10 protein-coding genes and 1 pseudogene are annotated in these 12,545 nt (G+C 61.7%); 10 read left to right on the top strand and 1 reads right to left on the bottom strand.

The features are described 5' to 3' along the window. Positions 1-199: 199 nt before the first annotated feature. From BM413_RS27705 to BM413_RS33825, 5 genes and pseudogenes are all read left to right on the top strand, one after another. A complete protein-coding gene (locus BM413_RS27705; protein WP_091918085.1) occupies positions 200-496 on the top strand; it encodes a hypothetical protein in 297 nt (98 codons plus the stop codon). Positions 497-656: 160 nt separating this feature from the next. Continuing rightward, positions 657-1,001 carry a DoxX family protein gene (locus BM413_RS27700; RefSeq protein ID WP_244538056.1) on the top strand — a complete coding sequence of 115 codons (345 nt, stop codon included), beginning with the start codon at positions 657-659 and terminating at the stop codon, positions 999-1,001. 358 nt (positions 1,002-1,359) lie between these two features. Next, positions 1,360-2,778, top strand: coding sequence for an L-lactate MFS transporter (locus tag BM413_RS27695; RefSeq protein WP_091918083.1), 1,419 nt, complete (start codon positions 1,360-1,362; stop codon positions 2,776-2,778). Next, positions 2,775-2,900, top strand: a complete 126-nt coding sequence (locus tag BM413_RS34060) for an MFS transporter small subunit (RefSeq protein WP_280141864.1) — start codon at positions 2,775-2,777, stop codon at positions 2,898-2,900. The genes BM413_RS27695 and BM413_RS34060 overlap by 4 nt, the downstream gene beginning before the upstream one ends. Positions 2,901-3,275: 375 nt before the next feature. Then, positions 3,276-3,511: pseudogene (locus tag BM413_RS33825) on the top strand (IS110 family transposase); the annotation flags it as partial. A 274-nt stretch (positions 3,512-3,785) separates the two neighbouring features. On the opposite strand, the gene BM413_RS27690 reads toward BM413_RS33825, so the two are convergent. After that, positions 3,786-6,134: a helix-turn-helix transcriptional regulator gene (locus BM413_RS27690; RefSeq protein ID WP_091918082.1), complete on the bottom strand. Its 2,349-nt coding sequence runs from the start codon at positions 6,132-6,134 to the stop codon at positions 3,786-3,788. Between the two features lie 134 nt (positions 6,135-6,268). On the opposite strand from BM413_RS27690, the gene BM413_RS27685 reads away from it, so the two are divergent. Genes BM413_RS27685 through BM413_RS27665 form a run of 5 tightly spaced genes read left to right on the top strand, consistent with a single transcriptional unit; the run spans position 6,269 to position 12,531 of the window. Beyond that, positions 6,269-7,300, top strand: a complete 1,032-nt coding sequence (locus tag BM413_RS27685; protein ID WP_280141865.1) for an ABC transporter permease — start codon at positions 6,269-6,271, stop codon at positions 7,298-7,300. Beyond that, positions 7,300-8,181 (top strand): ABC transporter permease, encoded by an 882-nt coding sequence (locus BM413_RS27680; RefSeq protein ID WP_091918081.1) that lies wholly within the window; start codon positions 7,300-7,302, stop codon positions 8,179-8,181. Before BM413_RS27685 ends, BM413_RS27680 begins: the two co-directional genes overlap by 1 nt. A 3-nt stretch (positions 8,182-8,184) precedes the next feature. Further along, positions 8,185-9,831, top strand: coding sequence for an ATP-binding cassette domain-containing protein (locus tag BM413_RS27675; protein ID WP_091918080.1), 1,647 nt, complete (start codon positions 8,185-8,187; stop codon positions 9,829-9,831). 17 nt (positions 9,832-9,848) lie between these two features. Next, a complete protein-coding gene (locus BM413_RS27670; RefSeq protein WP_091918131.1) occupies positions 9,849-11,405 on the top strand; it encodes a hydantoinase/oxoprolinase N-terminal domain-containing protein in 1,557 nt (518 codons plus the stop codon). Then, a complete protein-coding gene (locus BM413_RS27665) occupies positions 11,398-12,531 on the top strand; it encodes a DUF917 domain-containing protein (RefSeq protein ID WP_091918079.1) in 1,134 nt (377 codons plus the stop codon). Before BM413_RS27670 ends, BM413_RS27665 begins: the two co-directional genes overlap by 8 nt. Positions 12,532-12,545 lie beyond the last annotated feature (14 nt).

The raw sequence follows: 12,545 nt of genomic DNA, 5'->3' as shown, positions 1-12,545 counted from the left end.
GTTGGTGGGAGCGAACGAGCGGACAACTCCGGGGCCGGGCCTGCTCTTCCTGTGTCGTGCCAAACGCAGGAAGTGTCGGTTGAGACGCATCATTGTTCGCACCGGCCGCGGCCAGGTCAACGTTGACTAATTGGAAAACGAATTTGCCGTCTCGCAGTGATCCGGCCCGTTCAAATTCCTGAAAAACAAGGAGAGGCTTATGCCCGAATCCCTTACCCTCACCGACCACCAAGCCATTCAAGACTGGGCTTCTGCTCGCAACGGATCTCCCGCCATGGTTTCCACCTCGGCCGAGTTTGACGAGGTGCCTGTTCTTCGGATTGTCTTCGAGCCGGAAGTGTATCCAGACGTCGACCAGCCTCTCGATGCCGGTGGCCTAGAAGTCGTCGAGTGGGACGAATGGTTTCGCGTTTTTGACGAGCAGCAACTGGTCATGTTGGTCGAAAAAGAGCAACCCGGCCGACTCGATGCCTACTATCAGATCCTGAAAGCTTAGCGCTCAAGATATCGACCGCAATACTGGCGGCAATGCGGTTACAGCGCGAGGCCGTCGGATCTGAGATTCACATCGCATCCGAAACGTTGCGGAATATGCGAAGGGATAACGGAGAGGGGAATATATGCTTGAACAATTCGCACCCTATGCGCAGGGGGTGATGCGGACCGTGGTGGGACTGCTGTTCCTTTGCCACGGCACCAGCAAGATCCTGAGCTTTCCGGCGCGCGAGCAAAGGGTCCAATCCTTTACCGTGGAATGGTATTCCGGCATCATCGAGCTGACCTGCGGGCTTCTGCTGACACTGGGCCTGTTTGTCCGCCCTGCCGCGTTCATCGCCTCTGGCGAGATGGCTTTCGCGTATTTCCTGGTTCATGCGCCGAAAAGCTTTTTTCCCCCTCTCAATGGCGGAGACGCCGCGATCCTGTTCTGCTTCACCTGTCTGTTCCTGCTCCTAGCCGGCCCCGATCCACTGAGCCTTGACGCGCTTTTGCTTGGCTGGTGACGATCATTACCAAAGCTTCGCCGATGAAGCTGAGCACTTCGGACGTAGCCTGGCAGTATCATTGCGGGCGTCGTGGCCTCTCGGTCGAAAAATGGATGGACATCCTGTCCATCCATCCAGGGTCAACATGTCCCTCATCGCCAACCGCCGCCCCGTAACCCTTTGAAAACACAGTCGTCCGCGACTGGCATATGTGTTGCTTGAGGAAATTGTGATCCGCCGGCAGCATCGGCTGATCGGTCGGTCGCACGGCGCTCTGGCTGCTTGCGCGAAGGCCTAGGGGGAGGTGCCGTCGGCTGACGGTAAGGACAGCGTCGGCACGACTGCACTCGCGCCGCAATATCGAAGGAGGATACAAATGAGTCTTTCATCCTATCTCGGTCGAGAACGTACCATCGCCGGGCCGGAATTCAGCCGATGGCTGGTTCCTCCGGCTGCGCTCTGCGTGCACCTGTGCATCGGCCAAGTCTACGCCTTCAGCATCTTCAACCTGCCAATGACCAGGCTGATTGGCATAAGCGAGCCAGCGGCCGGCGACTGGAAGTTAACCGAACTAGGATGGATCTTTTCGATCGCGATCTTCTTTCTCGGCGTGTCATCGGCCGTGTTCGGCCGTTGGGTGGAGGAAGGTGGCCCGCGCCGAGCAATGTTCACCGCGGCGCTCTGCTGGGCTGGAGGGTTCTTCATCTCCGCTGCAGGGATCAAGTTCCACAGTCTGGGGCTGATCTATCTCGGCTACGGCGTGCTCGGTGGCATCGCGCTCGGGATTGGCTACATCTCGCCAGTCTCCACGCTAATCAAATGGTTTCCCGATCGTCCCGGCATGGCCACCGGCATGGCAATCATGGGTTTCGGCGGCGGAGCGCTTGTCGCATCGCCGTTATCGGTATGGCTCATGGAGAAGTTCAGTACGCCGACCCATGTGGGCGTGATGGAGACGTTTGTCGTTCTCGGCGCGGCCTATCTGTTCTTCATGCTGGTCGGCTCGATCATCGTCCGCGTGCCCCCCACCGGGTGGAAACCCGAAGGTTTTGTCGCGCCGAAAGATAACCGGCTGATCAGCCAGAATGACGTCTACGTCTACGATGCACTTAAGACGCCCCAGTTCTGGTTGATCTGGTGCCTGCTTTGCGTGAACGTGACGGCGGGCATAGGCGTTCTTGGCCAAGCCTCGGCCATGAGCCAGGAGATGTTCCCCGGTCTTATCACACCTGTCGCAGCGGCGGGACTGGTCGGGCTGATGAGCCTGTTCAATATGGGTGGCCGCTTCGTCTGGGCCACGACTTCGGACTACATCGGCCGCCGTAATACCTATTTCGTTTTCATGGCGCTGGGATTCGTCCTCTACTGCCTGGTTCCAACCACCGGCTCGATCGGGTCCGTCCTGGCCTTTGTGCTGTGTTTCCTCGTCATCATCTCGATGTATGGGGGCGGTTTCGCGACCGTCCCCGCCTATCTCAGAGACATGTTTGGCACGCGCTACGTCGGTGCGATCCACGGCCTGCTGCTGACGGCCTGGTCGGCAGCAGGCGTCCTGGGCCCGGTCCTGGTCAATTACATCCGCGAGTACAATGTCGTCCACGGCGTGCCGAACGCGCAGGCCTACAACACAACGATGTATATCATGGCCGCGCTGCTGGTGATCGGATTCATCTGCAACTGGTTCATAAAGGCCGTCGATCCGCGCTTCCACGTAAAGAAATTTGGAACTGGAAAGAAAGACAGCGATCCTGCCGCAATCGGGGAACCCGCGAACGTACAGGAGGTACGGATATGACCACAAGACCGATGGATAACCGGCTCGTCGTCAAGCTCGTCCTTGCCTGGGGCTTTGTAGGCATACCTCTGCTTTTCGGGATACTGCAAACGCTTACCAACGTCATGAATCTGTTTCGGTAGGTGTGTCGCCCGCGGATCCCCACCCGCCCGCCGGAGCTCGGTTGCTGTAAGGCTTCTCTTTCCATGCTGTACGTTGCTCGAAGTGGCAGCCAATACACGGAGGTTTCGCGCAAACTCAATGAGCAGCATTTTCGACGTTCTTGGTCACGGGAATGGCACGGAAAGTTAATTGACCGGCCAACGGACTCCGATCCGCTTGCCGCCTTCAATACCGAAGGCCGGCAGCGGTTCGGACATCCCAGAACACTGGATACGCGCCGTTCGTGGCGTTTAAAGCGCCGATGACATGCTGGCAAGTGTGTGACCCAGACGCGAACAGTCGGGCACCTCGATCGATCGAGACGGCACATCTCAAAGCACCGAGATGGCCACGTTCGTGCCGCGCTCTACGAGGCCGCGAGCGCGATGATCACGCGATCCAGGAAGCACAGCACACTGCACGCCTCGGCGTTCGGCTGGCGACAAAGCGTGGCCACAAACGCGCCATTGTGGACGTGGCGCGCAAGCTGGCGACGATCATGCATCACATGTGGATCGACGGATCGCAGTTCGCTTTGCCGACATGGGAGGTCCCCGGCACGCAGCCGGTCGGCGTTTTGCCGGTAGCTTGAGCGCAACCGAATAGCCAATCCCCCGATCCTCCGCATCAGTGCGCCTGCCGTTCTGCCAGATCGGCTTCCGCGCGCGCGAATGGCGGCCATGTCCGTCCGCTTGCCGATAATCCGATCAAGTGCGGCCCTCCCCCCGCAATCATTCTTTTCCACGCTAAAACTACCGAAAACACGATCCTATGCGCGATACGATGTGACCACATCCGCTAGGTTCGAATCAAACGCTTACCCGTCCTCTGCACGCAAAAAGTCTGTGACCACGCTTGCGGTGAATTCAGAGCCAGTCAAGAGCCGTTGCCGCGCGTATAGCTTCGGCCCTGCGGTTGCAGCCTAGTTTCCGGAACAGATTTCCAACGTGAAATTTGACGGTCACCTGGGAAATGTTGAGGGTATCGGCGACGCTTTTGTTCGACATTCCACTGGCGATCAGCTGAAGCATCTGGGCCTCGCGCTGTGACAGGCCGCCATGCAGTGCGCGGGCCTGGGGGGAATTGACCGCGGCGCGGAAGATCGAGAGCGCGGCGCGCACGTCGGAGGAGGTTTCAACAAAGCTCCGAATGCGCCGGTTGTTCAGAAGAGGCGACAAAAATATCCGCTCTTCTGACAGGACGCCATTGCATCCGAGGCGGATCGATGCCTCGAGCGCGGACAGGATATGCGCGCGTGCCGCCGCGTTGTCGCGGCGCTGGTGCGCGGCGTAGCTCTGCCACAGCTGCAGCGCCACCTTTTCCCGGTTCGTGACGGCGGGGTTTGCGATGAGAGCATCGATCTGGCGAGAAAGGTAGGGGCGGGGCGACGATACGTGAACGGCATCGCGTAACCAGGCCATGACATAGGAGATCTCGTCTCGTCGGGTCAGGCGAGCAAGATCGTCGGTCGCGCTTTCCACCCAATGGCGACCCATCGGCATGCGCACCGCCGTGAGGGTAGCTGCCGCATCGGCCCACCGGTTCACATTCTGATAGGCGATGGCGGTGCGGATCTCCATCATCGCATGAAACTGCAACCCCTCAGACAGATGGATCCACAGCCTGTCCAGAAAACCGGGCCGGATCGTCATCGAAAAATGATCGGCCAAGACTTGAGAGGCGTAGTGAAGCGCGAACTGCATCAGGCTCGGCCAGATTTCCGCGGCGGCGAAGCGATCGAACTCGTTCTGGACAAAATCGACCAGATCGCGCGGACGGCCTGATTCATAGGCTACGCATGCTTCCGCCAGGCGCAGCATCCGGAATTCCTGTTCCGCGCTGTGCGGAACCTGTTCCAGCTTGTCGCGTGCATCCTGGGCTGCGCGCCTCGCCAGCAATGCATCGCCGCTCATCAGGCGCAGCACGATCTGATGCAGATGGATAAAGAATTCGAGCAGCGGCTGGCCGCCCATGCGACGCAGATACATCAGGGCCCGGGCGGCTGCTGCCTCTGCCTCGCGGAAATTGCGGCGGCGGATCTCGAACTCGAGAAGCGCGTTGTAGTACGCGGCCCATTTGCCGTAATCGTCCAGCGGATAATCCGCCATAAACTCGCCGAGACGGGTGATCATCGCATCGCTCGGCGTCAAGTCTTCGGCGATCATCAGGTTGAGCCTGAAGGTCCGCGCCGCAAAGGAAAAGCGCGAGCCGCGCGCCAGAGCCTTGAGAGGATCCAGATAATCCGAGCCGAGGTGCCGGCCGACGAGATGGCGCACACGCTGCAATTCGCCCTGCTTCAGAAGCGTGCGGGTGATCGCCAAAAGAACCGTCTCGTTGGTCGCGATGGTCTCCTGGGAGAAACGCATGATGATCTCCTGAAACGCGCCAAGGCTGCTTCGGTAGAGCAGCTCCCGGCCATGGGCGCGTTCGAGGATCTGGGCCGCATGGGTTTCGTGCCCGTGGTCAAGCAGCAGCGCCATGGCGGCAAGCGATCGTCCCGCGCGCTCGAGCGCCAACGCGACTTCGATCACGGCGCCTTCGGCCTCGAAGGTCGCCAGGCGTTCGCGTGTCGCAACCGTCAGCAGCCGCACCAGTTCCGGATGCTTTCCCGGAGCTTCGGTGAGAAAGGGCGGCAGCGTCCCCACCCAGTCTCCGGCGGGTGACGGGGCTTCGAGCCAGATCGACAATGCGGTTGTCTGTCCGGGAGCGAGGTGGCTGAGGAAGGTTTCGCGCAGATAATCGATGCACACCCTTTCGTCCGGGCGGGCTGTAAGCGGGAGAAAGGCCGGCCAACCCGCATATCCATGAAGCAGGCGGCGTGCCTGTTCGGAGGGCAGGTCGTGCAACTCATCCTCGGTGAAGGTCATGTCCTGGGCACCGAAGGTGGCAGAGCCGCGATGCAAGATCTGTCTTGCCAATCCGCTGATGCGCTGATCCGGACGGCAGGCGAGTAGGATATGTCCTGCGGTGTCCAGGACCTGAGCGGAAAGCCGCGCTGATCTCGCCGACACCGGCACGTCCCAGAGAAGCCAGCCGTCCTGTACGTCATCGATGCGCGGCTGCTGCAAGCTGCAGATATGCTTGCCCAGGTCTTCGGCAATCATACCCAGTGCGACGGTCTTTCCCGCACCTGCGGGAGCACGCAGGAAGATTACGCCTGCGGTTTCACGGGTAATGCGGCGACGAAGATGCGGGCGTGTCAGCAATAGGCTCATGGCAGCTGGTTAGGGCAAAAGCACGCACAAACCTATACCATTATTGCAAAAAACTATACCTTTGGGCGGTTGCCGACCAGGGAGTAGAGGGAGAAGGTTGCGTCCAACGCAGCTGATGCACAAGGAATTCTCCCCTGACGCAGCAAAACCCGTTGGTCGCGATTCTGACCCGGCTCGGCACCTTCGTGCTGGTCATGATCGCCCTGTCCATGATGATTTTCCTGCTGGCGCGCGTCGTGCCAGGCGACCCCGCCCGCATGGCACTCGGCCCGGCGGCGACGCAGGAGCAGGTCGATGCGCTGCAGTCACATATGGGCTTAGATAGCCCGCTGATCATCCAATACCTAGACTATGTGCGCAAGGCACTGCACGGCGATCTGGGAATGTCCCTAGTCTCGCAGCGCCCAGTGGTGGTTGACCTTGCCCAGACGGTGCCGGCGACCGTCGAGCTGGTGCTCGTCTCCGTCATCTTCATGTTCGCAGTAGCCATACCGCTCGGCGTCATCACGGCGCGCTACCGCAATCGCGCCTTCGACCATATCGGCCGCATCCTCTCCCTGACCGGGGTGACGATCCCGAGCTTCCTGTTCGCGATCTCCCTGCAATTGCTGGCCGCCCGTTGTCTTCCTGATTGGCCGATTATCGGCCGGCTGGATCACTCGCTGGGCTGGCGGGGCGGACCGACAGGTTTCCTTTTGATCGACGGGCTGCTGGCAGGACGTTTCGACGTGGTGCTGAACGCTCTGCAACACCTCGCGCTGCCGGCCTTCGCGCTGTCGATGGCGGGGATCGGACAGATCACCCGGATTACACGTTCCTCTATGATAGAGAACATGCGCAAGGATCACGTGCTGACGCTGCAAAGCTTCGGCGTGCCGGAACGCGTCATCATTTTCCGCTATCTGCTGAAGCTCTCGTCGATCGCGCCGCTGACGATCATGGGCCTGGAATTCGCCTCGCTGATCGGCAACGCCTTCGTGATCGAGATGATCTTCTCCTGGGGCGGTTTCGCCTCCTACGGGCTGAACGCAATCCTGCAGAAGGATTTGAATGCGGTCACCGCCGTCGTGCTGGTCGCCGGCCTATTCTTCATCGTTGCGAATCTGATCGTGGACGTCCTGATCTCGATCATCGACCCACGCTTGCGCCGCAAGGAGGCACGCTGATGGCCGACATGAAAATGCTCGACGCATCCGATCGGGGCCCGAGCGCCGGTTACATGATGTGGTATCGCTTCAGCCGCAATCCGACTGCGGTGATCGGCGCACTGATTCTGATCTCGGTGGTCGGTCTGGCGGTCTTTGCGCCGTGGCTGACGCCCTATCCGAAACATGCGGGCGCGGTCGTCGACTTCAAAGCCCGGCACATGCCGCCGGATCTGGCGCATTGGTTCGGCACGGACAAGGTTGGCCGCGACATCTTCTCGCGCACGATCTTCGGTCTGCGGGTATCGCTTCTCCTCGTGATCGGCGTGCTTGGCATTTCGGTGCCCGTCGGCGCGGTGCTCGGCTTGATTGCGGGCTATTTCGGGGACTGGGCCGAGAAGATCATCTCCGGCCTGACGAATGTCATGCTGGCGATGCCGCCTCTCGTGATGGCGCTGGCGGTGTCGAACCTGCTCGAACCCACGCTGACGAATGCAATGATCGCGATCACGCTGCTGTGGTGGACATGGCACGCGCGGCTGATCTACACGGTCTCCAAGTCGATCGCCTCCGAGGACTACATCGAAGCTGCTCGTCTCGCAGGCGCGGGACCGGTGCACATCCTATTTCGCGAGATCTTGCCGAACTGCGTCGCGGTAATTTCGGTGAAGACGACGCTCGATGCGGCCTTCGTGATCCTGTTGGGGGCGACGCTCAGCTTCCTCGGGTTCGGCGTGAAGCCACCGACCCCCGATCTTGGCTCCATGGTTGCCGACGGGCGACAGTTCATGCCCGATTTCTGGTGGGAGGTTCTGTGCCCCGGTGCCGCGGTCCTCTACGTCACGCTCGGGTTCAATCTGCTGGGCGATGGCCTGCGCGACATGTTCGACGTCGAGAGCTGAGCCATGACCGAACCTCTTCTGAAGGTTGAAAACCTCAGCGTGTCTTTCACCGCCTATGGCCGCACCCGTCAGGTGTTGCGCAATGTGGGCTTCACGGTTGCGGCGGGCGAGCGTGTCGCGCTGATCGGTGAGACCGGGTCGGGAAAATCGGTGACGGCCAAGGCGATTATCGGCACATTGCCGAAAAATGCCGTGATCAGCTCTGGCTCGATTGCATTTGCCGGGCGCGACGTGCTGACCATGACGCGGGCAGAGCGCGAGGCGCTCAAGGGCACGGCCTTCTCGCTGATCATGCAGGACCCGCTTTCGTCCTTCAATCCGGTGTTCAGAATCGGCACGCACCTGGATGACGTGATGCGCTTCGCCGACAAGCGCAGTGGCTTGGCCTCGTCCAAGGCGGATCGCCGCGTCCGTATCGCGGCCGTGCTGCGCCGGGTCCAGCTCGCTGACAGCGAGCGTGTGATGAACGCCTACCCGTCCGAACTGTCCGGCGGGATGCGCCAGCGGGTGCTGATCGGGCTTGCGCTGCTGCACCAGCCGAAGCTGCTGATCGCCGACGAGCCGGGCACCGCCCTCGACGTGACCACGCAGGACGAGATCCTGAACCTCATCAACCAACTGGTGATCGAGGAGAACATGGCTCTTCTGATGATCACCCACAACCTCGGCGTCGTGCGGAAGGTCGCGGATCGGGTGGTGGTCATGCATCACGGCGATATCGTGGAAACCGGCCCCTGCACTGAGATTCTGCACAGCCCGAAAGAGGCCTATACCCAGGCGCTCCTTGAAGCGGTGCCGCCGCTTTACGGTCCGCGCGTGATCGACCTGCCGCAAAGCGACCGGGCACCTATCGTGACGGTCGAAGGGCTGAACAAGATCTACGGCCGGCGTGACGGCTTCCATGCGGTGCGCGACGTCAATCTGACGCTGCGCGAGGGCGAGATTTTCGGCCTTGCGGGCGAGTCCGGCTCGGGCAAGACCTCGGTGGCGCGGATAATCATGGACCTGTCTCGCCCGACCTCGGGCCGCGTCACCATCGATGCTCCCGCACCGGGCCGTGGCAAAAGACTGACCCAGATCGTCTACCAGAATCCCGGCACCTCGCTGAACCCGAAGCGCACTGTCAAACAGACGCTTGTCCTGCCGCTGAAATCCATCGGCATGAATGGTGCAACACGGGAGGCCCGGATGAGGGAGCTGCTGGATCTTGTCCGGTTGCCGCAGTCCTATCTGGCGAAATACCCGCACGAGCTTTCGGGCGGGCAGAAGCAGCGCGTGGCCATTGCCCGAGCGCTCGCTGCCGAGCCGAAGATCCTGATCCTGGACGAGCCCACTGCAGCGCTCGACGTGTCAGTGCAGAAAACCGTGATCGAGTTGCTGCTGCAGCTGCGCAAGGATCTCGGCCTGACCTATCTGATGATCTCGCACGACCTCTCGCTAATGCGAAATTTCTGCTCGCGCATCGCGATCATGCTGCGCGGCGAGATCGTCGAGGACGGACCGACAGCGGAGGTCTTTGCCCAACCCAAACACCCCTACACGCGCGCGCTGATCGCTGCGATCCCCGTCGTCACCGACGTGGAGGAACGCCTGAAGCCCGTAGTGACCGAGGAGGAGCGCATGCGTTTCCTCGTGAAGACCACAGATTGATCGAGGAGAAGCCTGACTTGTATCGCGTTGGAATTGACGTCGGCGGCACCAATACGGACGCCGTCGTGCTGCAGGGAAAAACGGTTCTGGCGGGTGTCAAAGCCTCGACGACCGAGGATGTGACTTCGGGCGTGATCGAGGCGCTCGAGGCGGTAATCGCGGCTTCAGGCATCGACCGGGCGCGGATCGCAGCGGTGATGATCGGCACGACGCATTTCACCAATGCGGTGATCGAGCGGCGCCACATGGATGAAGTCGCGGCGATCCGTCTAGGCCTGCCCTCCGGCGCGAGCCTGCCGCCGATGGTCGACTGGCCCGACGATCTGCGCGAGATCGTCGGCAATCACGGCTACCAGGTAAAGGGCGGCTATGAATTCGACGGGCGCGAGCTTTCACCACTCGACCAGGATGCCATCGTCCGAATTGCAGGCGATATCCGCGCCAAGGGCCTGAAGGCTGCCGCAGTCACCTGCGTCTTCAGCGGCATCAATGACGCGATGGAACTCCGCGCCAAAGCGATCCTGGAGCAGCACTGCCCCGGGTTGCCGGTCGTGATGTCGAAGGATATCGGCCGTCACGGGCTGCTTCCACGCGAAAGTGCCGCAATCATGAATGCGAGCCTGTTGTCTCTGGCCGATCGCACCGTCGCGGCCTTCGGCATGGCCTTGGCGGCAGCGCAGATCACATGCCCGTTCTACATCACGCAGAACGACGGCACGCTGATGGCCGCCGACGTCGTGCGCGCCTTCCCGGTGCTGACCTTCGCCTCGGGACCGACGAACTCTATGCGCGGCGCAGCCTTTCTGACCGGACTCAAGGATGCCGTCGTCGTCGATGTCGGCGGTACGACCTCCGATGTGGGATCGCTGTCGCACGGCTTTCCGCGCCAGGCTTCGACGACGGTCGACATCGGCGGCGTGCGCACCAATTTCCGCATGCCCGACGTCTTCTCGATCGGCCTCGGCGGCGGCTCGCTCGTGACGAAGGGCGAAAACGGCGTCACCGTCGGCCCGAAATCCGTGGGCTACCGGGTTCGCGATGAGGCGCTGTGCTTTGGCGGCACGACGCTGACGGCGACCGATATCGCCGTGGCAGCCGGAAAGGCCGATATTGGTGACAAGGCGCTGGTCGCCAATCTCGACAAGGGGCTGGTCGACGCGGCAGTGGCGAAGATCGATGCGATGCTCGAAGCCTGCGTCGAGCGCTGCCGCATTTCCTCAACGCCGGTGCCGGTGATCGCGGTGGGCGGCGGCTCCATACTGATGCCCGACCGCATCGGCGACCTCGAGGTGATCCGTCCGGAAAATTTCGCCGTGGCAAACGCCGTGGGTGCTGCCATCGCGCAGATCAGCGGCGAGACGGACCGCGTTTTCTCGCTAGTCGACGGACGCACGCGCGAAAGTGCGCTTGCCGAAGCCGAGGCCGAGGCCCGGGAAAAGGCGATTGCCGCCGGCGCATTTGCCCAAACGCTCGAAGTCATCGAACGCGAGGACATGCCGCTTGCTTACCTGCCGGGCAACGCCACGCGCATTCACGTCAAAGTCGTCGGAGAAATGGGAGGCCATCATGGCTGAGGTGCGCAAGCTGAAATACGACGAAGCAGCCCTGCGCACGCTGACGCGCGAGGATCTCGACACGCTGGAGATCGGCGCGGGCATCCTCGGCACCGGCGGTGGCGGCAATCCCTATCAGGGCAAGCTTCTGGCGCTTGAGGCGATGAAGGCCGGTTACGAGATGAAGATCCTCGCAACCGACCGCATCGAGGGGGATGCGCTGTGCATGTCGATCGGCGGCATCGGAGCCCCTGTCGTGGGGGTGGAGCGCATCCGCGAGGGCCGCGAAGGCCTGCGCTGCCTGCGCGCCATGGAAGAACTGATCCGCACCCCGATCGACGTGATCGTCTGCGAGGAAATTGGCGGTTCGAATTCGATGAACCCGCTGGTGACCGCGGCACTCGGCGGGCTGCCGATCCTTGATTGCGACGGGATGGGGCGCGCCTTTCCCGAAATGCAGATGACGACCTTCTCGATCTATGGTCACAGCTCGACGCCATCGGTCATGTGCGACCTGCACGGCAATGCGGTCATCTTCAGCCATGCCGTATCGGAGGTCTGGCACGAGCGCATGGCACGGGCCTGCGTCGTCGCCCAGGGTGGCGGCGCGATGCTGGCGACGGCACCGATGCAGGCGCATTACGTCCACCAGTACGGCATTCCGAAAAGCTACACCAAGGCGATTGCGCTCGGCGAGGCGGTGATCCGTGCGCGCAAGGCGCAGGAAGATCCGATCGCGGCGGTCTGTGCGCTTGAGGGCGGACGGCGTATCTTCGACGGCAAGATCACCGATCTGAAGCGCCATCTGCGCGGCGGCTTTGCCGTGGGCGACATGGAACTTTCGGGCTTCGGCGATTGCGCCGGCCAGACTGCGGCCGTGGCGATCCAGAACGAATTCCTGATCTTCCGCCGGGACGGCAAGGTCGAGGTCACGGTGCCCGATCTGATCGTCTTGCTTGATGTCGACACGGGCTATCCGATCACAACCGAAGTGCTTCGCTATGGCCAGCGCGTGGCCGTGATCGCCATCCCCTGCCACGACCTGCTGCGCACTGCGGCTGCGCTCGACGTCGTAGGCCCCGCGGCCTTCGGCTACCCGGACCTCACCTATTCGCCGCTGCCCGTCCCCGCGCGGGAGGCTGCGTGAACACGAGCGGGGAA

The sequence above is a fragment of the Mesorhizobium sp. YR577 genome (assembly GCF_900116595.1).
Taxonomy (GTDB): Bacteria; Pseudomonadota; Alphaproteobacteria; order Rhizobiales; family Rhizobiaceae; genus Mesorhizobium_M.
This window is presented reverse-complemented; position numbering and strand designations above follow the sequence as displayed.

What these genes read in the sequence shown, in the direction of transcription:
- BM413_RS27705 (WP_091918085.1), top strand. Translation starts at nt 200, where the DNA reads ATGCCCGAATCCCTTACCCTCACCGACCACCAAGCCATTCAAGACTGG.
- BM413_RS27700 (WP_244538056.1), top strand. Translation starts at nt 657, where the DNA reads ATGCGGACCGTGGTGGGACTGCTGTTCCTTTGCCACGGCACCAGCAAG.
- BM413_RS27695 (WP_091918083.1), top strand. Translation starts at nt 1,360, where the DNA reads ATGAGTCTTTCATCCTATCTCGGTCGAGAACGTACCATCGCCGGGCCG.
- BM413_RS34060 (WP_280141864.1), top strand. Translation starts at nt 2,775, where the DNA reads ATGACCACAAGACCGATGGATAACCGGCTCGTCGTCAAGCTCGTCCTT.
- BM413_RS27690 (WP_091918082.1), bottom strand. Translation starts at nt 6,134, where the DNA reads ATGAGCCTATTGCTGACACGCCCGCATCTTCGTCGCCGCATTACCCGT.
- BM413_RS27680 (WP_091918081.1), top strand. Translation starts at nt 7,300, where the DNA reads ATGGCCGACATGAAAATGCTCGACGCATCCGATCGGGGCCCGAGCGCC.
- BM413_RS27675 (WP_091918080.1), top strand. Translation starts at nt 8,185, where the DNA reads ATGACCGAACCTCTTCTGAAGGTTGAAAACCTCAGCGTGTCTTTCACC.
- BM413_RS27665 (WP_091918079.1), top strand. Translation starts at nt 11,398, where the DNA reads ATGGCTGAGGTGCGCAAGCTGAAATACGACGAAGCAGCCCTGCGCACG.